The sequence below is a fragment of the Nitrosomonas sp. genome, assembly GCF_043753625.1.
In the GTDB taxonomy this organism is placed as follows: Bacteria; Pseudomonadota; Gammaproteobacteria; order Burkholderiales; family Nitrosomonadaceae; genus Nitrosomonas.
The window spans coordinates 1-22,138 of sequence record NZ_JAYUWI010000019.1 but is presented as its reverse complement, the minus strand read 5'-3'; the positions used below and the strand labels follow the sequence as shown (position 1 = coordinate 22,138).

Annotated in this window: 24 protein-coding genes and 2 pseudogenes; 14 read left to right on the top strand and 12 right to left on the bottom strand. The window is 42.2% G+C overall.

The annotated features are described in order from the left end of the window. The 3 genes and pseudogenes from ACH10T_RS01725 to ACH10T_RS01715 all read right to left on the bottom strand — a co-directional run. Positions 1–146 (bottom strand): annotated as a pseudogene (locus ACH10T_RS01725) (integrase core domain-containing protein); the annotation flags it as partial. 12 nt (positions 147–158) lie between these two features. Beyond that, a complete protein-coding gene (locus ACH10T_RS01720) occupies positions 159–449 on the bottom strand; it encodes a transposase (protein ID WP_394807616.1) in 291 nt (96 codons plus the stop codon). Positions 450–822: 373 nt separating this feature from the next. After that, positions 823–1,104: a transposase gene (locus ACH10T_RS01715; RefSeq protein WP_394807614.1), complete on the bottom strand. Its 282-nt coding sequence runs from the start codon at positions 1,102–1,104 to the stop codon at positions 823–825. A gap of 124 nt (positions 1,105–1,228) precedes the next feature. Between ACH10T_RS01715 and ACH10T_RS01710 the strand changes: the two are divergent. Beyond that, a pseudogene (locus ACH10T_RS01710) lies at positions 1,229–1,420 on the top strand (IS3 family transposase); the annotation flags it as partial. A gap of 62 nt (positions 1,421–1,482) precedes the next feature. Here the strand turns inward: ACH10T_RS01710 and ACH10T_RS01705 are convergent. Continuing rightward, positions 1,483–1,773: an acyl carrier protein gene (locus tag ACH10T_RS01705; protein WP_394807613.1), complete on the bottom strand. Its 291-nt coding sequence runs from the start codon at positions 1,771–1,773 to the stop codon at positions 1,483–1,485. 136 nt (positions 1,774–1,909) lie between these two features. Beyond that, positions 1,910–2,626: a flagellar basal body P-ring formation chaperone FlgA gene (gene flgA, locus ACH10T_RS01700; protein WP_394807612.1), complete on the bottom strand. Its 717-nt coding sequence runs from the start codon at positions 2,624–2,626 to the stop codon at positions 1,910–1,912. A 212-nt stretch (positions 2,627–2,838) separates the two neighbouring features. Here flgA and flgB point away from each other — a divergent pair, with 212 nt between their 5' ends. From flgB to flgL, 11 genes are all read left to right on the top strand, one after another. Further along, on the top strand, positions 2,839–3,249 hold the full coding sequence (gene flgB / locus ACH10T_RS01695) for a flagellar basal body rod protein FlgB (protein WP_394807611.1): 411 nt from the start codon (positions 2,839–2,841) through the stop codon (positions 3,247–3,249). A 2-nt stretch (positions 3,250–3,251) separates the two neighbouring features. Continuing rightward, entirely contained in the window at positions 3,252–3,656 is a 405-nt protein-coding gene (flgC, locus tag ACH10T_RS01690) for a flagellar basal body rod protein FlgC (RefSeq protein WP_292995987.1), read from the top strand. An 11-nt stretch (positions 3,657–3,667) separates the two neighbouring features. Next, positions 3,668–4,351 (top strand): flagellar hook assembly protein FlgD, encoded by a 684-nt coding sequence (locus tag ACH10T_RS01685; protein WP_394807610.1) that lies wholly within the window; start codon positions 3,668–3,670, stop codon positions 4,349–4,351. A 13-nt stretch (positions 4,352–4,364) separates the two neighbouring features. Then, a complete protein-coding gene (flgE, locus tag ACH10T_RS01680; protein ID WP_394807609.1) occupies positions 4,365–5,624 on the top strand; it encodes a flagellar hook protein FlgE in 1,260 nt (419 codons plus the stop codon). A gap of 28 nt (positions 5,625–5,652) precedes the next feature. Further along, positions 5,653–6,396, top strand: coding sequence for a flagellar basal-body rod protein FlgF (gene flgF, locus ACH10T_RS01675; RefSeq protein WP_394807608.1), 744 nt, complete (start codon positions 5,653–5,655; stop codon positions 6,394–6,396). A gap of 31 nt (positions 6,397–6,427) precedes the next feature. Continuing rightward, positions 6,428–7,210 (top strand): flagellar basal-body rod protein FlgG, encoded by a 783-nt coding sequence (flgG, locus tag ACH10T_RS01670; protein ID WP_394807607.1) that lies wholly within the window; start codon positions 6,428–6,430, stop codon positions 7,208–7,210. A 26-nt stretch (positions 7,211–7,236) separates the two neighbouring features. Continuing rightward, positions 7,237–7,953 (top strand): flagellar basal body L-ring protein FlgH, encoded by a 717-nt coding sequence (locus ACH10T_RS01665; RefSeq protein WP_394807606.1) that lies wholly within the window; start codon positions 7,237–7,239, stop codon positions 7,951–7,953. A 50-nt stretch (positions 7,954–8,003) separates the two neighbouring features. Next, positions 8,004–9,113: a flagellar basal body P-ring protein FlgI gene (locus ACH10T_RS01660; protein ID WP_394807605.1), complete on the top strand. Its 1,110-nt coding sequence runs from the start codon at positions 8,004–8,006 to the stop codon at positions 9,111–9,113. A 17-nt stretch (positions 9,114–9,130) separates the two neighbouring features. Continuing rightward, a complete protein-coding gene (gene flgJ / locus ACH10T_RS01655) occupies positions 9,131–10,138 on the top strand; it encodes a flagellar assembly peptidoglycan hydrolase FlgJ (RefSeq protein ID WP_394807604.1) in 1,008 nt (335 codons plus the stop codon). Between the two features lie 83 nt (positions 10,139–10,221). Beyond that, positions 10,222–12,135, top strand: coding sequence for a flagellar hook-associated protein FlgK (gene flgK, locus ACH10T_RS01650; RefSeq protein ID WP_394807603.1), 1,914 nt, complete (start codon positions 10,222–10,224; stop codon positions 12,133–12,135). A 19-nt stretch (positions 12,136–12,154) separates the two neighbouring features. Further along, complete coding sequence (flgL, locus tag ACH10T_RS01645) at positions 12,155–13,363, top strand: flagellar hook-associated protein FlgL (RefSeq protein ID WP_394807602.1); 1,209 nt, start codon at positions 12,155–12,157, stop codon at positions 13,361–13,363. Between the two features lie 6 nt (positions 13,364–13,369). Here the strand turns inward: flgL and purD are convergent, their stop codons facing one another. From purD to ACH10T_RS01620, 5 genes are all read right to left on the bottom strand, one after another. Next, positions 13,370–14,692 carry a phosphoribosylamine--glycine ligase gene (gene purD, locus ACH10T_RS01640; RefSeq protein ID WP_394807601.1) on the bottom strand — a complete coding sequence of 441 codons (1,323 nt, stop codon included), beginning with the start codon at positions 14,690–14,692 and terminating at the stop codon, positions 13,370–13,372. Positions 14,693–14,708: 16 nt separating this feature from the next. After that, a complete protein-coding gene (purH, locus tag ACH10T_RS01635; protein ID WP_394807600.1) occupies positions 14,709–16,268 on the bottom strand; it encodes a bifunctional phosphoribosylaminoimidazolecarboxamide formyltransferase/IMP cyclohydrolase in 1,560 nt (519 codons plus the stop codon). Then, a complete protein-coding gene (locus tag ACH10T_RS01630; RefSeq protein ID WP_394807599.1) occupies positions 16,265–16,507 on the bottom strand; it encodes a helix-turn-helix domain-containing protein in 243 nt (80 codons plus the stop codon). Before ACH10T_RS01630 ends, purH begins: the two co-directional genes overlap by 4 nt. 3 nt (positions 16,508–16,510) lie before the next feature. Continuing rightward, complete coding sequence (gene dusB, locus ACH10T_RS01625; RefSeq protein WP_394807598.1) at positions 16,511–17,518, bottom strand: tRNA dihydrouridine synthase DusB; 1,008 nt, start codon at positions 17,516–17,518, stop codon at positions 16,511–16,513. Between the two features lie 177 nt (positions 17,519–17,695). Next, positions 17,696–18,868: an FAD-dependent monooxygenase gene (locus ACH10T_RS01620; RefSeq protein WP_394807597.1), complete on the bottom strand. Its 1,173-nt coding sequence runs from the start codon at positions 18,866–18,868 to the stop codon at positions 17,696–17,698. 331 nt (positions 18,869–19,199) lie between these two features. Between ACH10T_RS01620 and ACH10T_RS01615 the strand changes: the two genes are divergently transcribed. Then, entirely contained in the window at positions 19,200–19,949 is a 750-nt protein-coding gene (locus tag ACH10T_RS01615; RefSeq protein WP_394807596.1) for an ankyrin repeat domain-containing protein, read from the top strand. Positions 19,950–20,034: 85 nt separating this feature from the next. Next, positions 20,035–20,709 (top strand): tetratricopeptide repeat protein, encoded by a 675-nt coding sequence (locus ACH10T_RS01610; protein WP_394807595.1) that lies wholly within the window; start codon positions 20,035–20,037, stop codon positions 20,707–20,709. A 146-nt stretch (positions 20,710–20,855) separates the two neighbouring features. Here the strand turns inward: ACH10T_RS01610 and ACH10T_RS01605 are convergent, their stop codons facing one another. Both ACH10T_RS01605 and ACH10T_RS01600 read right to left on the bottom strand, forming a co-directional pair. Next, entirely contained in the window at positions 20,856–21,905 is a 1,050-nt protein-coding gene (locus ACH10T_RS01605; protein ID WP_394807594.1) for a class I fructose-bisphosphate aldolase, read from the bottom strand. A gap of 121 nt (positions 21,906–22,026) precedes the next feature. Beyond that, positions 22,027–22,138 (bottom strand): integrase core domain-containing protein (locus ACH10T_RS01600; protein ID WP_394807615.1); only part of this gene is annotated, 112 nt, incomplete at its 5' end.

Here is a 22,138-nt window from a genome sequence, read left to right as displayed (position 1 = left end):
GCTTGATATTGATAATAAACCTCATTGGGAGTTTGGTTGTCAAGACCTTGATGAAAACGCTCCTGATTGTACCAATCAAACCACTGAGTCAAACTTTTTCTTACCCCCTTTAAGTCACTAAATGTCCTGGTGTATAAGAGTTCATACTTTACTGTGCGCTATAGCCGTTCAACAAAAATATTATCATGATAACAACCTTTCCCATCCATGCTGATCTGGATATCGTGATGCTTCAAAACAGCTATCCATACTTCGCTGGTAAACTGAGCACCTTGATCGGTATTGAAGATCTGCGGACAGCCGTGGTCTTGAATGGCAGCCTCCAATGCTTGAACGCAGAAATCGGCATCTATCGTGTTGGATAAGCGCCAGCTCAGCACCTTACGGGAATGCCAGTCCATGATGGCGACCAGATAACCAAAGCCTTTCTCCATCGGCACATAGGTAATATCAGCAAGCCCAAACTTGATTGGGCTGGTTTATTAGCTTACCTTTGAGCAGGTAAGGATATATTTTGTGTTGTTTAGCTGGGATACTGGTACCCGGTTTGGGCGCGGTGCTGATAATACCCGGAGTCTTCATCATGGATGCCGCTTTTCTTACGACCCATCAGTATTCCCTGGCGCAATAAACACGTGGCGTAGCTGCGTGTACCCTATTTTGTGGTGTTCTCAGGTATTGCTCGTCCATCTTTCGTAGCAAAACCAAGTCAAAATCACGGCTGATAGTAATGGGTCGAACGTGCCAAACTCAGAAATTGACACTGGCGAGTTTGGCTAAGTTTGTCGTTAAGCTCAATCATCATCTTGCGTTCCGCCGCACTTAATGATCGAGCTTTCTGACTAAAAAATCGCGTTCCACCGTCAGTTGCCCGATGACACGATGTAAGTCATCTGTGGTTTGTCCGTTCTTTTTGCTAGCACCGGTATTTCTGGAAAACAATTCATCCGCTTGTTCAATGAGTTGCCGTTTACAGCTATTGATCTGTGTGGGATGTATTCCATAACGTGCTGCCAGTTGGGGAATGGTTTCATACCCTCTTATCGCCACCAGCGCTATTTTTGCTTTGAATTCACTGGAATATTGTGTGCGTTTCTTGCTCATGATTATGATCCTCTATAGTGTCCATAACAGAGCTTAACAACCTGCCCAGTTTTGCGGTACCACTTCACATCATGGCGCGGAAGGCAAGTAGGGCGAAGCAACTGCCCCAACCGAAAGTTGGTTCAACAGCTTCAAGAACGAGCGAGTGCATGGGCTGTGTTATGAAACATGCGCAGAGATGGCTACCATGAGCTTCGAGTACATCGAGGTACTCTACAACCGGAAACGGCAGCACTCAACGTTAGACTATAAATCACCAATGCGGTTTCTAAATGACTGGCTAATTACTCAACAGAAAGATAAGCTGATAGCATAAAAATGTTCGCCCATTGGAAGACAAAAAACAGGGGGAATCTCACTTGGAGAGATAAGATAATTTTAACAGTTAATTACTGCATAGCCTTTATTTTTATCGGCTAATTTTTTTTCTATAAAATTAACTAAAGCGCCGAGTGTATCAAATGTTTTTGCACTAATCTCGTCATCTTTAATCGCGATAGAAAAATTCTTTTCTAAAGCCAAGATAATCGTAACGACTGCTACAGAATCAAGCTCTGGGATATTTCCAAGTAAAAGGGTGTCTAACCTCATCGTATTGAGTCGTTCCCCCAATCCGAGTACATCAGCCAGAATTCTTTTTATTTCAATGGTAGGATCTATTTTAGTCACAGTGTAAAAAGCTACTTTCTTGAGTATTGAAACGACTTAATTATAAATCTGATCGAGTATTAAGATCACTTGTTTACGTAAGTGAAAGGTAAATAGTGTTCAACTAATAATAATGGAAACATTTTGGGTTAATATGCTATGGCTGTATTTCAACGATTGAATTTATGCGCGCAAGTCCGCTCATGATTCTTCCTGATTTGTTACGTACCTGAACAACTTGTCCCTCACTAGCATCTGCTAATGCCTGGCCTTCGGATCGGACACTGAATCCACGCCCTTGCACGACCAGATTTACCGTTTGACCACGTAAGATTACATAGGGTGCTCGCAGCATTTGTGGACGTAATGGTTGTCCGGCAGTAAGGTTGGCGGTAGTTACTTTGCCGATTACTTGTGCGACATCCGTGAATATGCCTTCCGGCATCTGTGTCAAATTAACATTCTGTGGTGCGATATCCTCATAGGCGATTGTCTGTCCAGCTGCGACGGGTCGTGCGATATGTAACACATTTGTCATTATAATTATTTCAGTCTGTACATAGATGGTCCATTTTGCAACCTGACTATCACAGCGAACCCCAATAGAAGTTTTTCCCCATAAACGCCCGCCAGTTGGGACAAAAGGTTCTAGGTGTGGACACTGTGGTAAAGCAAGATGCCTGTCAATCTGGCCCACATTCACGATAACTTGCCCGGATAATGTGGCTGTATTGTTGTATAGAAAATTCTCAATTGCGTTTTTAATCAAAGCAGTATCTTGATGCTGCGCAATAGTTTTGTGCTTTGATGCAAATGCTGGAAGAGAAGAAGCAAGCATTAGCAGACTGAGAATCGACACTAAGCAACGTATCATAAATTTATTTTTAACCATTCATTTTTGCCGTTCTCGGCAATTATTGCCGCCCCAAAGATATCTTAAACAACCGTAATAAAAATTACATTCGGAGATAGCGTCTATTTCAAGCCTTTTTTGTGAGTTGGTCTAGCTGCTCGAACATTTATTATAGTTGGCATGCTAAGTGCTGATAAGTGAAAGAAAGCTATTTAAATTAGGGTGTGTAGAAAATGATTAACAAACTCGATAAGGAATTAAATTTTCATCATCAAGCCTTAAGCTTACGAGCTGCCAGGCAAGAGTTACTTTCTGGTAATGTCGCAAATGCAGATACACCCAATTTTAAAGCGAAAGACATTGATTTCGCTAGTGTACTACATGAAAAGCTTTCATTGACTACAAACCTGAGTAAAGTGGGTTTAAATACGACATCTACGATGCATATTAATCCCACTGCAACGGGAGTCTTTGGAGATAACATATTATATCGTGTTCCTTTCCAACCGAGTGCCGATGGAAACACAGTGGATATGGATATGGAACGTACGCGATTTGCTGACAATGCAATTAAGTACGATGCAAGTATCACATTTTTGAATAATGAGTTTAGAAACTTAACATCGGCGATGCAGGAGAGATAATTATGTCATTATTTAACGTATTCGATATTTCAAGCTCAGCCATGTCCGCACAATCCCAGCGTTTGAATGTGGTTGCCAGTAATCTTTCGAATGCTGATAGTGTAACTAGCTCAACCGGCGAACCTTATCGGGGACGTCAAGTGATTTTCAGTACATTACAGGCAGCTGCGAATGGCGCAAGTGGCGTTAAAGTGGCTGGGGTTGTTCACGATCAATCTCCAATGAAACAGTCGTTCCAGCCTCAACATCCGTTAGCAGATAAAAAGGGTTATGTGACGATGCCCAATGTCAATGTTGTCGATGAAATGGTCAATATGATGTCGGCATCACGCTCGTATCAGAACAGTGTCGATATGATGAACACCACCAAATCACTATTGCAAAAGACTCTAACTATTGGTCAATAAAGGGGTACAAAATGAATGCAGTCCAACAAGCCAATTCTCAAATAGTTTCATCAATTACACCGACAGGAATCACTGCTAAAAAGGAGACTGAGAATACCCAAGATCGATTCTTAAAGCTTCTGGTGACTCAAATGAAAAATCAAGATCCGCTGAAACCGCTTGATAACGCGGAGGTTACCAGTCAATTAGCACAGATTAGTACGGTATCCGGAATAGATAAATTGAATACAACACTACAACTTTTGTCTTCTGATTATGAAGATAGTCAATCAATTGAAGCAACGGCAATGATAGGACACAATGCTTTTGTTCCAGGACAATCTATCTCTCTTGAGAAAGAAGCCGCCATCGCCGGTATTGAATTGGCTCAACCGGTCGATGAAATAAAAGTAACGATCTCTGATAAACACGGAGTCGCCATTCGCAATATAGAGCATCTTAAAATAGAAGATCTTAAAGGATGGCCGGCAGGTATTAGCACGATTGGATGGGATGGTAAAACAGATAGTGGTGCCACGGCTGTAGAGGGAGAATATACCTTTGCTGTGAGTGCAAAACAAGGTGGAGAAGAGATTAAAGTCAACACGCTTTCATTAGGTTCGGTGAATAGCATTTCCCACGGGGAGCAGGGCACACTGCTTGATATGGGAAAATTGGGTCTAGTCAGTTTGTCTGACATTAAGCAGGTATTTTGATTAGGAGATCATTATGAGTTTTCAGCAAGGTTTAAGTGGTCTAAGTGCCGCATCGACAAATCTGGATGTTATTGGAAACAATATTTCCAATGCAAATACCCCTGGGTACAAACAATCCCAGGCCCAATTTACCGATATTTTTGCAAATTCATTGGGTGGCGCTGATTCTTCTAACACGCAAGTAGGTAGCGGCTCCAGAGTATCCACAGTTGCGCACATATTTAGTCAAGGAAATATCTCACCGACCAACAATCCATTGGATATTGCGATAAACGGGCAAGGCTTTTTTCGTATGGATGACGGAGGTTCAATCAGTTATAGTCGAAATGGTCAGTTCCGTCTTGATGGCAATGGGTTTGTTACCGATGCGAATGGGATAAATCTAACCGGATTTACAGCGGATGGAAATGGAGTTATAGACGCGAGTCAGCCAACCAAATTGAAATTAAGCACCGCAGATATCCCGCCTCAAGTTACATCGACTTACGATATGGGTTTTAATTTAGATTCACGGCAGTCTGCACCTACAGTGACTACTTTCGATGCGAACAATCTAAAAAGCTATTCCAATACTACATCTGGAACAATTTATGATAGTTTGGGTAATTCGCACATATTATCTATTTATTTCCAGAAATCGGCTACATCAGGTACATGGAATACTTATGCGACTGTCGATGGCAAAGTTGATACAGCAGGTGCACCTATTGGTGTTACGCTGGCTTCAACAGCACTGACATTTGATAATAGTGGGGCACTGACTGCGCCAACGGCACCTTTTAATGTAACGGTCGATCTAGCGGCTATAAATCCGGCTCTGGGGGCAGGTTCTCCGCTAACTTTTGCTTTGGATTTAACGACAGCTACTCAGTTTGGATCTGGTTTTAGCGTTAATTCACTCTCGCAAGATGGATTTACCTCTGGCCGGCTGTCTGGTTTTACGACATCCGCTGAGGGCGTGGTTCAAGGAAGCTATAGCAATGGGCAAACGAAATCACTGGGCCAAATTGTTTTGGCTAATTTTATTAATCCACAAGGTCTGAATCCAATGGGAGATGGTCGTTGGCTAGAAACGCCGAGCTCAGGTCAGCCGGTGGTTGGTCCACCAAAAACGGGAACACTCGGCGCTCTTCAAGCCTCTGCGACCGAAGACGCTAATGTAGATCTTACGAGTGAGTTGGTGAAAATGATTACTGCACAGCGTATGTATCAGGCGAATGCCAAATCAATTGAAACTCAGGATGCTGTTTTACAAACATTGGTTAATCTTTAATTTTCTCACCTTAACTGAGTAAAAACTCATGGATCGACTAATCTACACATCGATGACCGGAGCAAACCATACGCTGAATCAACAAGCTACGGTAGCCCAGAATCTCGCTAATGCCTCGACAACAGGTTATCGGTCTGAGAACAACGCATTTCGAGCTGTGCCAATATTTGGTGATGGATTACCGACACGTGCTTTTGTAGTTGATTCAACAATTCATGCGGATTTTACACCTGGTGTATTGCAAACAACCGATCGTGATCTGGATGTTGCAATTAAGGGTTCTGGATGGATTGCAGTGCAATTGGATAATGGTGAAGAAGCCTATACACGAAATGGCAACTTGCAAGTCAGCTCCAATGGGCTTTTACTAACGCATAATGGACTTAAAGTTAAAGGTACTACCGGTACTATCACGATCCCGCCGGAAACTCGAATCACAATTGGTGTCGATGGGACCGTGTCATCTGTGCCGATCACTCCACAACCCAATACCGTAGCTTCAGTGGGCCGAATTAAGCTGGTAAATCCGCCGGAAGAAAGTCTTGTTAGGGGGGCTGATAGTTTATTCCGCCTTAAAGATGGTGGAGTCGCGCCAGTCGATGCTCAAGTCAAGCTTGTTGATGGGACATTGGAAGGTAGCAATGTGAATGTTGTACATGAAATGGTGAGCATGATAGCGCTCGCCCGTCAATTTGATATGCAAATGAAAATGCTTGAGAACGCGCAGAAAAATGCACAACAGGCTAGTCAAATAATGGTCTTAAGAGTTTAAACAAAAAAATAAATTTAAGAGGGTAATGATTATGGTTCGTTCCTTATGGATTGCTAAAACTGGTCTTGATGCGCAACAAACCAAAATGGATGTCATCGCAAATAATTTGGCGAATGTTAGTACGAATGGATTTAAACGTGCTCGAGCAGTTTTTGAAGACTTAATGTATCAAACTTTGCGTCAACCAGGTGCTCAATCTTCTCAACAGACCCAATTACCCTCTGGCTTGCAACTAGGCACAGGTGTTAAACCAGTTGCGACAGAAAGTATATTTTCTCAAGGACCACTTCAGAAAACGGAGAGTAGGGGAGATATTGCCATCAAAGGTATGGGTTTTTTTCAAGTTTTAATGCCCGATGGAACGACAGCCTTTACTCGTGATGGGGCTTTCCAATTAGATATGAATGGTCAGGTTGTCACGTCTAGTGGGTACGCCATCCAACCGGCGATTACAATTCCACCAAATCCTACTAGTATAACCGTAGCGCGTGATGGTACTGTTTCTGTAGGAGTGGCTGGATCAACAGCCCCAGTTCAAGTTGGTAATATCCAGCTAGCTAATTTTATCAATCCGGCAGGATTACAAAAGATTGGCGAGAATCTATACATGGAATCCGCATCTAGCGGGACACCCAATCAGAATGCTCCAGGTACTAATGGTTTAGGAACGCTAGAACAGGGATTTGTTGAGGCGTCTAATGTGAATGTCGTGGAAGAACTGGTTAGCATGATTCAAACCCAGCGTGCCTATGAGATGAATTCCAAGTCAATTGAAACTTCAGATCAAATGTTGCAAAAATTGGCTCAATTGTAATTGAAAGGGTTATTTGGAGTAATGGGATGGTTAACAGCAATCTGAAAATAAAAAATCAATTCTTGTATTTGTATACACTGATTTTTGTTCTGCTTGTATCAGGTTGTGCGATGACACCGGCAACATCTACCCATCAACCCAATACCTTTCGTTCTCCAAAGCATGCGGCGGTAGCGAGTCACCCCAATGGAGCTATCTTTCAGACTATTCATAGCACAACAGGTGGTGTTCGTTATACCCCCTTATTTGAAGATCGAAGAGCACGGAGTGTTGGCGATACCCTTATCGTTAATTTGAATGAAACAACAAATGCCAGCAAGAGTTCTGGGAGTAATGTCGATCGCTCTGGCAGTATTGATTTCTCGGTGCCTAGCCTTTTAGGGATTCCTTTAAGCCTTTTATCGAAACACGCAACAGTTGAAGCAAATTCAAGCAATACATTTGATGGAAAAGGTGCAAGCTCCAGTAGAAATAATTTTAGAGGCACGATTACGGTAACTGTTATAGAAGCATTGCCAAATGGGAATCTTGTTGTCAGTGGCGAAAAACAAATCGGTATTAATCAGGGGCAAGAGTATATAAGGCTCTCTGGTATTGTGAACCCAGTTCATATTATGGCGAACACCGTTTCTTCAACGCAAGTTGCCGATGCGCGTGTTGAGTATCGTGCTAATGGATATTTGGATGAGGCGCAAACAATGGGATGGCTGTCACGATTTTTTCTGTCCGTTACACCATTCTAAATTATCCGATACTTAAAACATACTTGTCCTTGGAATAAATACATAAGATAATGAAAATTATAAACATAATTATTAATTTTTTTCTTGTGATAGGCTTATTAGTGCCGGGAGTTAGTGCGGCCGATCGCATCAAGGATCTGGCATCGATTCAAGGGGTACGCAACAATCAATTGATAGGGTATGGGTTGGTTGTGGGTTTGGATGGTAGTGGTGATATGACAACCCAGACGCCATTTACAGTACAAAGTATCATCAATATGCTCGGTCAATTGGGGGTTAACTTGCCGCCAGGTACCAATTTGCAGTTACGTAATGTTGCTGCTGTGATGATAACAGCTACGTTACCGGCGTTTGTTAAACCTGGTCAGCAAATTGATATCACAGTATCTTCTATGGGTAACGCGAGAAGTCTGCGCGGAGGAACACTTTTGATGACGCCTCTGAAAGGGGCTGACAATCAAGTTTATGCAATGGCGCAAGGAAATGTTTTGGTTGGCGGTGTTGGGGCCGGGAATGCAGGGAGCAGTGTGCAGATTAATCATCTCAGTGCTGGGCGTATTTCAGGCGGGGCTATTGTAGAGCGCGAGATATCGACAACAGTTGGGCAAGGTGATTTTATTAACCTGGAGTTGAATTCTACAGATTTTACGACGATTAATCGTATTGTTGAAGCTATCAATGGACTTCATCCTTCAACTGCGTCTGCTATCGATGGCCGAGTGGTGCAGGTAAGGGCGCCTGTTGATAATAGTCAGCGCATTGCATTTATTTCTCAGATTGAAAGTCTGGATATAACGCCTGCAAAAGCGTCTGCAAAAGTTGTAGTAAATTCACGTACTGGTTCGGTAGTGATGAATCAAGGGGTAACTCTCGAAACGAGTGCAATTGCGCATGGTAATTTATCCATTATTATCAATACGGAACCTGTAATCAGTCAGCCAGGAGCATTTGCACAACGTGGTGAAACAGTGGTGGCACAGCGATCACAGGTAGAAATACGTACTGATGAGGGGAATTTAATGCTATTACCAAGTGGTGCGGATCTCGGGGAAGTTGTCAAGGCTTTGACAGCGATTGGTGCGACAACGCAAGATTTGGTGTCCATATTACAGGCGTTAAAGGCGGCGGGCGCGTTGCGTGCCGAGTTGGAAATTATTTAATTACCGGATTAAAACATATGGTTATCTCACCGGATATTTCTAGTAAACTCGCAATTGATGCTAAGAGTATTAATGATCTGCATTTAATGGCGAAGCAGAATCCAGATGAAGCTTTGCAAAAAGCAGCGCAACAATTTGAAGCATTGTTCATGAACATGTTACTAAAAAGTATGCGTGAAGCAACGCCGAAAGATGGGCTGTTTGATAGCCAACAAACCCAGTTCTTTACGCAGATGTATGATCAGCAATTATCACAACACTTATCTACCAAAGGAATTGGTATTGCCGACATAATGGTGCAGCAATTGACTCGCGCTAATAATGCAATTGAATCAAAAACTTCAATAAGTAATACAGACACTATTATATCAGCGGTTAATTCCAGTAGTCAGCGGTCTGTGGTTAAAGATGGTCATCCCAATGATAAATCTGAACAGTTATGGCCGAGTGCTCTGAATTCATCGAATTTAGCAATACCAGCTGGGAAAATGAACCCATCTGTTGATGTATTTCTCGCGCCAATCCCGCTGGAGACACAACTAAAGAAATTATCTAATCATTCAACGGATTTTATCGATAAGCTTTTGTCGCATGCGAAGATAGCTTCACAGTCAACCGGTATTCCGCCGCATTTCATGTTGGCACAAGCTGCGCTGGAGAGTGGCTGGGGTAGACATGAGATTCGTCATGCGGATGATAGTCCAAGCTACAACCTGTTTGGGATCAAAGCCGGTGCGAACTGGAAAGGGGATGTTGTGGAAAAAATGACTACCGAATACATCAATGGTACATCCCAGAAAGTAGTTGATAAATTCCGTTCTTATAGCTCTTATGCAGAGGGATTTAGTGATTATGCCAATTTGCTATTAGATAATCCACGCTATGAAAAAGTATTGAAGTCTACTGATGCCACTGCTTTTGCAAATGGCTTGCAACGTGCAGGATATGCAACTGATCCATTGTATGCCGAGAAGTTGATCCGAATACTCAATAGTGAAACATTGCAGAATCTTGAATTTATTTGATGGTAAAAATTTTGTTAATTCTTTTATCATTTTACCGATACAACCTTTATATGTTTCTAGATATAAAAAATTGGATATAGATTATGGGAAATAGTATTCTTGACATTGGTATTTCCGGGCTATTAACTGCGCAAAGTCAATTGCTAACGACCAGCCACAATATCAGCAATGCAAGTACGCCTGGTTATAAGCGTCAGCAGGTTATGTTGAGTACCAATACACCACAATCCTCTGGTGCTGGATTTTTTGGAAGTGGTGTTCATTCAACGACAGTACAGCGCATATATAGCCAATTTCTTGTTAGCCAATCATTACAGGTTCAAACAAAAAGTCAAGCACTAGATAGTTATGCTTCTCAAATAAAACAATTAGATAATATGCTTGGAGATTCGACTTCTGGACTTTCTCCAACACTCCAGAATTTCTTTAGCGCGATACAAGATGTGGCAACAAATCCATCTGTAATTCCATCACGCCAGGCTATGATAAGTAATGCCGAAGCCCTTGTGGCGCGTTTCCAAAGTATGGATCAGCGTATGTCGCAAATCAGAGAAGGCATAAATAATCAGATTACCAGCACGGTAGTTGATATAAATTCTTTGGCGAACCAAATAGCAGAGATAAATCATCAGATCACAGTGGCGGAAGGTGCTGCTGGCGGGCAGCCTGCCAATGATATGCAAGATCAGCGTGATGAATTGATTAGTCAATTAAATAAATTAGTTAATGCCGATACGGTGCGACAAAGTGATGGCACAGTAAATGTGTATGTAGGTAATGGACAAGCGCTGGTAGTTGGATCCCAAACACTCTCATTTAAGGCAATCGTATCGCCGGATAATCCAGAGAGTTTAACTATCGCTTTAGTTATAGGAAATAATACGGTTCAGCTTCCAGAAGATCAGATTACAGGGGGTAGTTTAAACGGTATTCTGACATTTCGTAGTGTCACACTGGATAGTGCACAAAATGCATTAGGAAGAATTGCTCTTTCGTTAGCGCAAACTTTCAATGCGCAACATCAGTTAGGTGTGGATCTTAATGGTGATATGGGAGATGATTTTTTTACGCTGCCTTCACCCAAAGTAATTTCAGCATTGAGCAATAATCCGACGTCTAATATCACTGTAGGAGTAAGTGATTATAGTGTTTTAACAACAAGCGATTACCAGTTCTCTTATGATGGAACAAACTATACGCTGACTAGATCATCTGATAATACCTCGGTAAGTACCACAGTTGCTCCATCAGGAGCCTCGCCGTTAACGCTGGATGGTCTATCTGTCACCGGAGCAGCTATTCTTGCTAATGAAAGATTTCGGGTTCAACCAACAATAAATGGCGCAAAGGATATAGCTGTAAATATTACCGATACAACCAAAATTGCTGCGGCTGCGCCTAATCGTACCAATGCAGCATTGACAAATAACGGTACAGGAAAAATTAGTGCTGGAACTGTCGATCCATTGCCACTAGACTCAAATCTTCAGCAACCGTTAACGATAACATTCCATACACCATATGATGGCCAATATGATGTGACTGGTATTGGGACTGGGTTGCCGACCACTAACCAGGCATATACCGCAGGGGCTGATATTAGTCTCAATGGTTATACTTTCCAAATTAGTGGTAGTCCTGCTGCAGGCGATGTCTTTACAATCGCACCCAACCATAATGGATCTTCTGATAATCGGAATGCATTGTTGCTGGGTGTGCTACAAACGAAAAATACCCTGGAAAATGGGACAGCATCGTACCAGTCTGCTTACGGGCAGCTTGTTAGCCAAATTGGTAACAAGTCTCGAGAGCTGGAAGTAACCAGTAAAGCACAAGCTAATTTACTGACACAAACTGAAAATACCATGCAGTCGGTATCGGGTGTTAATCTGGATGAAGAAGCTGCTAATTTAATGCGCTTCCAGCAGGCTTATCAGGCTTCAAGTAAGATCATTGAAATGAGCAATAAACTGTTTGATTCAATTCTTCGTATATAACTAAGCTAGAGGCAATATTATGCGGGTTAGTACAAATACAATTTATGAAACCGGAACTAATTTAATGCTGCAACAGCAGGATACATTAGTTAAGACGCAACAGCAGCTTTCTACCGGTAGACGCATCCTAACACCTTCAGATGATCCAATTGCCGCAGCACAAGCATTGAATATTACGCAGTCAGCGTCATTGAATAAACAATACTCAGTTAATCGTGCCAGCGCAAGTTCTTCGTTGGGATTGGAAGAAAATATATTAAAGCAAGTTACCTCGCTTCTTCAGGATGTTCATGGTACAACAGTCTATGGTGGAAATTCGACACTTGCAGATGCAGATAGAAAGATTCTAGCGACGGAATTGCGCAGCAAATTGGATTCATTAGTTGGCTTGGCCAATACAACGGATGAAAATGGACAATTTTTATTTTCAGGCTATCAAGCGAGTACAAAACCTTTTGTTCAAACTGGATTAAATGTGCAATATTCCGGAGATCAAGGACAAAGATTGAATCAAGTAGGACCGTCGCGCCAGCTTGCAATCAGTGACTCAGGCACAGATATTTTTGAGCGAATAAAGAATGGTAACAGTGTGTTTACAACCGCAGCGAATTCCTTAAACTTAGGGACGGGCGTTATTGATGGTGGGTCGGTGATTACTCCGGCGAGCCTAACCGGGGTTAATTACGATATAAATTTCAATGTTGCTGCTGGTTTGACAACTTATGATATTGTCAACACAACAATAGGATTACCAGTTTCTTCAGCCAATCCCTACGTAGGTAACAGTACAATCAGTTTTGATGGAATACAGGTGAGTATTAAAGGTAATCCGGAGAATGGGGATAAATTTACAGTTTCTCCCAGTAGCAATCAAAGTATTTTCAAGACTGTGAGTGATCTAATTACAGCACTTGAAACGCCATCCAGTGGGCAGCCTGGGGGTACTCGACTTGCGAATAATTTAAGTACAGCACTACAAAGTATTAATAATAGCTTAGAGCATGTGCTTACAAAACAGTCCTCTATTGGGGCCCGGATGAATGAAATCGATACCTTGGAAAGTGTCGGGAGTGATCAAGATATTCAATTTAAGCAATTACTGTCACAATTACAAGATGTTGATTTCGCAAAAGCAACATCAGATTTCCAAAGGCAACAGCTGTATCTTCAAGCTGCACAACAGTCCTATATTAAAATTTCTGGGTTATCCTTGTTTAATTATATTTAGAGACACTCAATTTTTTCTTACGCTATTTTTACGTTGATAGTTTATGCCTTGGTATCCGATATCGTGACGAATCTGATAGTCATCAAAGTGAATTCTTTCAATGAGTTTGTAGGTATTCTGCTGAGCAATTTTAACGTTTTCACCTAATGTTGTTACGCATAAAACACGCCCTCCAGTCGTCATAATTTCTTTTTCATCTTTTCCTCCCATGCGCGTTCCGGCATGAAAAATATGAAAATTGCCGGTGTTTTCTTGGTCAATGATAAGATCTTGTAAGCCTTGGATCACGTCATTCTTTCTAGGATCCTCCGGATAGCCATACGCTGCCATCACAACACCCAGAGCAGCACGCTGATCCCATTCGGCATCAACTTTATCCAGTGTTCCATTCACAGCATGCTCTATTAATGTCAGAAGATCGTTTTTTAAGCGCAGCATGATGGGTTGAGTTTCTGGGTCTCCTAGCCGGCAATTAAATTCCAATACTTTTGCTTGATCTTCCGCAGTAATCATTAATCCGGCATACAGAAAACCGGTATAGTTAATGCCTTCCTCTTTTAATCCATTAATTACGGGATAGATGATATTACGCATGATTTGCGCATGCAGGCTGGGCGATATAAAAGGCGTTGGCGAATACGCACCCATGCCGCCGGTATTGGGACCCAAGTCTCCATCATATAAGCGTTTATGATCTTGGCTGGTAGCTAAAGGCAGAATATGACATCCATCTGTCATGACAATAAAACTGACCTCTATGCCATGCAGGAATTCTTCAATAATAATTTCATAACCTGCACTGCCAAAATTCTTTTCGACCAGTATGGTATTGATAGCAGAATGTGCTTGTTCATTGGTTTGAGCAACTACAACACCTTTTCCCGCTGCGAGTCCATCAGCTTTAATGACCAGAGGAGTGGATTTTTGATCAATATACTCATGTGCCAGCACAGGATCTTGAAATCTTGCATAAGCAGCTGTCGGAATATGGTGCCGTTGCATGAATTCCTTAGCGAAGATCTTTGAAGTTTCGAGTTGAGCTGCTTGCTGGACTGGGCCAAATATTTTCAGACCAGCAGACTGGAATGCATCCACGATACCAGCGGCCAGTGAGGTTTCTGGGCCTACTACCGTTATTGCAATTTGCTCTTGCTTTGCAAATTCGATTAATTCAGGAATAGATGTGATTGAAATATTTTCAAGCCCACGTTCTAATGCGGTACCCGCATTACCTGGCGCCACAAATACTTTATGTACGCGAGGCGATAAACTCAGTTTCCATGCCAATGCATGTTCTCTGCCGCCGCTGCCAATAACCAGTAGCTTCATGATATTTTGAGATTCTCTAATGTCTGAAGTGGCGAATGCCGGTGAAAACCATTGAAACACCTTGTTCATCGGCGGCAGCAATAACTTCGTTGTCACGGATACTGCCGCCGGGTTGAATTATTGCCGTTGCGCCTGCTTGCACCACAATGTCTAATCCATCCCGAAAGGGGAAAAATGCATCCGATGAAACCACGGATCCTGCAAGTGTGAGACCTGCTTGTTGTGCTTTAATAGAAGCGATACGTGCACTATCGACACGACTCATTTGACCAGCACCAATACCCGCGGTTTGACCATTGTTGCAAAATACAATGGCGTTAGATTTAACAAATTTTGCAACGCGCCATGCGAAAAGTAGGTCTTCCAATTGTTGCGGTGAGGGCATTACTTTGGTGACTATTTTAAGATCTGCAACTGTAATATTCAGAATGTCGGGTGTTTGTACAAGAATACCACCACCAATTCGTTTTAAATCATAGCGATGATGCCCATTTTGTAGTGGCAGAATCAATACGCGGATGTTATTCTTTTGCAATAGAATCTGTTGGGCTTCCTGCGTTATTTCCGGTGCAATAATGACTTCGACAAATTGTTTTAGAACAGCTTCAGCAGTGTCTGTATCGATAATGCGGTTAAATGCAATGATGCCGCCAAAAGCAGAAGTTGGATCGGTTGCAAATGCAAGCTGGTAGGCATGCAGTGTTGTTTCAGCAATGGCGATTCCACAAGGATTAGCGTGTTTAACAATCACACAGGCTGGGCTGTCAAAAGTTTTAACACATTCCCAGGCTGCATCGGTATCAGCGATGTTGTTGTAGGATAATTCTTTTCCTTGCAACTGCTGATAATTCGCTAAGCTACCTGGGGTTAAGGATTCATCTCGATAGAAGGCAGCTTTCTGATGCGGATTCTCTCCATAACGTAAATGCTGTGCAAGTTTAAAATTCAGATTGAGGGAATCTGGAAAATCTTTATGATGATATTCGGTATCCAATGCAGTTAAATAGTTACTGATGGCGCTGTCATATGAAGCTGTGTGCGTAAAAGCTTTTTTTGCCAACATGAAACGGGTAGTCAAACTAATCGATCCAGAACTCGCTGCTAATTCTTCACAAAGCAGTGAATAATCTTGAGGATCCGTGACAACAGTTACTTTTTGGTAATTTTTGGCTGCTGCACGGACCATGGTAGGGCCGCCAATATCAATATTCTCAATGGCATCATCCAGACTACAGTGTTGTTTTGCGATCGTTTGTCTGAAAGGATACAAATTGACGATGACTAGTTCTATATTCGGAATAGATACTTCAATAAGCGCATCCTGGTGATCTGATAAATCATTACGCGCGAGTATGCCGGCATGAATTTTCGGGTGCAGTGTTTTGACCCGGCCATCGAGCATTTCTGGAAAACCAGTGTAGTCGCTGACTTCAATAACACTTATTCCAGCTTCAGATAATAATTTGGCAGTACCCCCTGTTGATAGGATAGTTATATCGTACTGAATCAGTTTTTTTGCTAAATCGATGATCCCGGTTTTATCTGAGACACTGATGAGTGCATGTTTAATAGTCATTTAATTTGGAATTGTTTCATTTTTTGACGTAGCGTATTTCGATTTATTCCAAGTAACTCCGCTGCTTGGGTTTGATTGCCTTTGGTATGTTGTATGGCAATTTCAATCAGCGGTTTCTCAACGCTCTGAATTACCATGCTATATAGATTCCCTGGCTTCTCTCCATCCAAGTCATTGAGATAGCCACCGATCGCCTTGCGAATACAGGATACAATTTCATTCTCCTTGATTGCATTCATAAACTAACTGCCCCCTTCTTTGATATAACTCAATCTTTGACCTTCTTCAGCTAACTTTGAAAAAAATTTATTGGTCTCTATAATTTGCTGATCACTGGTTTGTAATTGATTCATTGACTGACGAAAGCTAGCAGAGCCAACGAGTCCCTTGGTGTACCAGGATATGTGTTTACGTGCAATGCGAACACCCGAGTATTCGCCATAGAAATCATATAAATCATGCAGATGATTAATGAGTACTCGATGTATTTCCGCTACTTCTGGGGGGTGCAGGTGTTGATCAGTCGCAAGATAATGATTTATCTCTCGAAATATCCACGGCCTGCCTTGTGCGGCACGGCCGATCATAATTGCATCGGCTTTTGTATAGGCAAGAATATGTTTTGCTTTTTCGGGAGTAGTGATATCACCATTTGCAATGATGGGGATCTTGGTGGAGGCTTTAACAGCTGCGATTGTGTCATATTCGGCAGTGCCAGTATATGCGCAAGCTCTTGTGCGGCCATGAATAGCGAGTGCTTGAATGCCAGAATTCTCAGCAATATGCGCTATGGCTAATGCATTCTTATGTTGTTTGTCCCATCCGGTACGAATCTTAAGTGTGACAGGTATATCGACAGCCTTTACTACTGCAGCAAGAATTCTTTCCACTAATTTCTCATCTTGTAGTAATGCGGATCCGGCCATTACATTGCATATTTTTTTTGCTGGACAACCCATGTTAATGTCAATAATCTGAGCGCCATTTTCAACATTGTAACGTGCTGCGGCTGCAAGCATTTTGGGATCAGCACCGGCAATCTGAACTGTGATGGGAGAAACCTCACCTTCATGATTCGCTCGCCGTAGTGTTTTTTGAGAGCCCCATAGCAACGAATTACTCGACACCATTTCAGAGACAGCCATACCGGCACCCATAATCTTGCATAACTGTCTAAACGGACGATCGGTAACACCTGCCATCGGAGCAACAATCAGTTTATTTTTTAAAATGTGCGTGCCAATCTGCATGTAAGCGGTATCTATAGGCTGGTGGTTATTGATAATCTAAATATTGTTGCTGAGTAACGATCATCTGAACACTCAGAGGTGACCCTGGGAGCTGGTGCGAGTGACCACATAATTTTCACATTCCGTTAGAGCTAATTATAGCTTTTGTCAGACAGATAGTGGAGGTATGATTTAAAATTATCCTCTGGCTCCAAATATCATGCGACGGGCAACAAATCTTTTGAGGGGCGGGGTACAATTCAATGCGCTTAACCCGACGCCACAAGCGTGTTTGAGAATTTTGTTTTCATTAGAAAAAAGTTTGATCAAAGAGTCTGTGAATATCCTGCCGGCATTACTATCAATGTGTCTATTTTGACGATACCTTGATAACATAGTTGGCGTTCCGATTTCCAGCACCGAGCATTGTATATTGATAATCTCGTGCGCTAATTCATAGGCATCTCTTAAGCCCAGATTAAACCCTTGTCCTGCGACGGGATGTAATGTTTGGGCCGCATTACCAATTAGTGCAACTCTTTGAGTTGTTGGCGATGTTGCGTATTTGAGTGCTAATGGGAATGCAGATCTTTTTCCTGTTTTAATGAATTTTCCAAGCCTATTACCAAAATGCTGATGTAATCGAATCAGAAAATCCGTATCATCCAGTACGGTAATTTCCTTCACTGCCTCGGGGCTTACAGTCCACACTAAGGCAAAATTATTACCGTTTGGAAGCAATGCAACCGGCCCGTCATTTGTAAAACGTTCGTAAGCAATACCTGTTTGCTTTTTTTCAGCTTGAACATTGGCAACAATTGCCCATTGCTGATAATCATATGTCTGATAAATGATATCAGGTATTTGCTTGGCCAACTGGCCGCCATCGGCGAGAATTAGTAGTTTGGCTGAAATCTTTTTTTCCTTGCCCTGGTAATCGAAATAGACATAGCCAAAATTTTCATCGGTATCGAGTTGAGTGACAATAGCACCAGCAATATAGTCAGACTTTTTTTCGGTCAATTTCTTGTGCATGGAGCAGAAAAGGTCATGATAATTTACTACATAGCCTAATGCCGGAACACCCGCATCATCCGGCGTTAAAACAGTTTGACCGAAACTGCCGCGGTTGGAAATATGAATAGTAGTAATTGGAGTATGTTGTGTTAATTCGCTCCATACCCCTAAGCGATGCAATATCAGACGACTTCCGTGTGATAATGCCAATGGGCGAGGATCTTCATCTTTCTCGGGTAGCCCACGTGCCTCGAGTAGTAAATTTGAAACGCCGGTGTCGCGCAAAGCAAGTGCCAGAGCCATGCCTACCGGGCCACCGCCAATGATAACGATGTCATAATGATCAGTGGTCATAATTATTTGTGCTTTGAATTGTTTCGGGATATAAACTTTAATCTATAAACAGATAAGATGCTAAATTCAGCAGTTTTGATTTATATAAATCACATTTTGCATCTGAATCAGATTTCATGAATAATTAATTGAGCAAGAATAGCACACTGCACATAGTCATGGCAGACGGGACCAACGCAACTCATATGATGCGCTGATCAAAAATTGGTACCATTGTAGAATCTTACTTCTAATCGGGTGGTTATTGATACAGTAAGTCTAATTTAAAATGTTACACAAATGATGATGTTAGAATTTTTTGTGTGAGTATGTTGATGGGAAGGAATTTTGCATGACAAGATTATTAGAAAATAGAACGACAGGATGGGTTGTATGCTTATTGATCTTTATTTCTACCCATGCCTGGTCGGTGAATCTTGATACTGAACTGATTGCTGCCGCAGACAAAGGTAATTTTTCATTGGTAAAAAAGATACTGGATATGCGACAGATCGGGCAAAAGGAATTGAATGCGGCTTTTCTGGTTGCGGTTAAGAAAGGAAATGTTGCGATTATTGAACGCTTCTTGCAAGCAGGAGTAGATCAAAATTTAAGAGCAGAGAACGGCTATACGCCATTGATGCAGGTTGCTCGTGATGGACGAGAACAGGTTGTCGAAGTTCTGCTAACAGCTGGGGCTGATGTCAATGCCGTTTCGGAAGAAAATGATACAGCTTTGATATTGGCCGCTGAAAAAGACAGAAGAAAAGTGATCGCTTTATTGTTAGCTGCTCAAGCCAATGTCAATGCAAAAAGAACTAATGGCATGACAGCACTTTTACTGGCAGCGCAAGAAGGTCATCAGCAGACTATTCAAACCTTGATCAAGGCGAATGCCGAGGTCAATTATCAGTTGGAGAATGGCGCGACAGCATTAATGTTGGCTGTTCAGAATGGTCATCTGGGGGCAGTTCATTCGTTGATGGCGGCAAATGCCAATCTCAATGTTAAAGCAAGCAATGGCGTAACTCCGCTAATGCTGGCTGAACGTTATCGCTATCGGGAAATTATTGAATTGTTAAAGAAGTCTGGTGCTAAATAGCAAACATTAATACACAATTTCTAATCAAGTTGTTATAGTGCTCCGGCTTGTTATTGTTAAACTAAGGTAATAAAGGAAATTATAAATGAAATTTTTAGCTGTTCTATTACTAGCTGCTACAGCTTTATTACTTATTGGCTGCGGTGAAGAGCCAAAAAGTGATAAATCAGAAATCAGCACATCACCAAAACCTACGAATGAAGTAACCAAGTTGGGTGAAATCCCATCGTTCATCGGGGAAGGGTTGACCAATGAAGAAAAGGAAGAACTAAAAGAACAAATTTTGCCTGCAGGGGTAGGCGATGTTAAAACGGCCGAAGAAAAATTTAAAGCTTTAATGGAAGATGCTAAAGCGGGAAATCCTGCAGCTCAGAATGGTTTAGGTGTTATGTATTATACCGGTGAAGCGGTTTCAAAGAGTCCGTCTGGTCAATTATTAGATAATGATCCTGAAGTGGCAGCCGGGTGGTTCTTTCGTGCTGCAGAGCAAGGTTACGCGGATGCGCAATTTAATCTCGGACTCATGTATGCAAATGGTGAAGGTATCCCGCAAGATATGGGACAGGCTGCCGAGCTATTTAAGAAAGCTGCAGAACAAGGTCATGTGGATGCGCAGAATAATTTAGGTGCCATGTACTTTACTGGGGAAGGGGTGGCAAGAGATGAGAAAAAAGCTGTTGAGTGGTTTGAAAAAGCAGCAGCTCAAGGTAATGAAGACGCTCGTGCAAACTTGGAAGCCATAACAGCATCAGGTAAATAATCCGGCGATTGTATACCTGATGCTGTTATTAAAGGCAGAGATCTGTCACGCCTTTTACATTATGCATTTATAATTTGACACTTTGTTTTTTCTTTTCACTTAGAACAACGAAAGTTCATTTTGTCCAGCAGTTTAGAAAAAATAACTCAGGCAATGGTCACTTCTCTAGACAAGTACACATCCTGAATTGCATGGAGTAGTTTGACACCTTCGGTAAATGGTTTCTGGAATGCTTTTCGTCCGGAAATTAATCCCATGCCGCCTGCACGCTTGTTGATGACTGCAGTTCGAATTGCCTGATGCAGATCATCACTACCTGATTCGCCGCCCGAATTAATCATGCCAATCCTACCCATGTAACAATTTGCGACCTGATAGCGCACAAGATCAATCGGATGATCTGTCGTCAGGGCGCTGTATACTTTGGAGTGGGTCTTGCCAAATTTAATTGCGTTATAACCACCGTTATTGGTCGCTATTTTCTGTTTGACGATATCAGCACCGATAGTTACGGCCAGATGATTAGCCTGACCAGTCAGGTCAGCACTAACATGATAATCCTTGTCGGCAGTTTTAAAAGCGTTGTTACGTGTATAGGCCCATAATATGGTTACCATTCCCAAATTATGCGCATGTTCGAATGCTGCCGAAACTTCCTGGATCTGTCGGCGTGATTCATCCGAACCAAAAAAAACTGTAGCGCCTATTGCGCAAGCGCCCATATCGAAGGCCTGATTGACACTGGCAAAAAGAGTTTGGTCGAACTTATTCGGATAAGTCAGCAACTCGTTGTGATTAATTTTAAGAATCATGGGAATCTTGTGCGCATACTGCCGGGACACGATACCCAACACGCCCAATGTGGAAGCGACCCCATTACAGCCGCCTTCAATGGCAAGTTCAATAATGTGCTTGGGATCAAAGAACATTGGATTGGGTGCAAATGACGCGCCTGCTGAATGCTCAACGCCTTGATCGACGGGTAAAAGTGACAGATAGCCTGTGCCGGCTAAACGTCCTTGATTATAAAGCGCCTGAAGATTGCGCAGCACACTCGGCTTTCGATTGCTTAAAGCCATTACGCGATCGATGAAATCAGCACCGGGCAGCTGCAGGTCATGCTTGGGTATAGTAGTACAGTCGTGCTTAAGAAGAAAGTCACTTTCATTGTTCAGAATGCTAATAATATCCATCATTTTTCTCCTGTTGAAGGTTTTTGCTGCATCATTTCTGATAGATCGAGAATGAGTAATTTGAAGTGGCCACCTGTAACTGAACAACTTGAGAGTAGAATTAAGCTCTGCCATTGTTAGTTAATCAAGCCCAGGCGGGCTGATGAATTGCTTGATATTGATAATAAACCTCATTGGGAGTTTGGTTGTCAAGACCTTGATGAAAACGCTCCTGATTGTACCAATCAAACCACTGA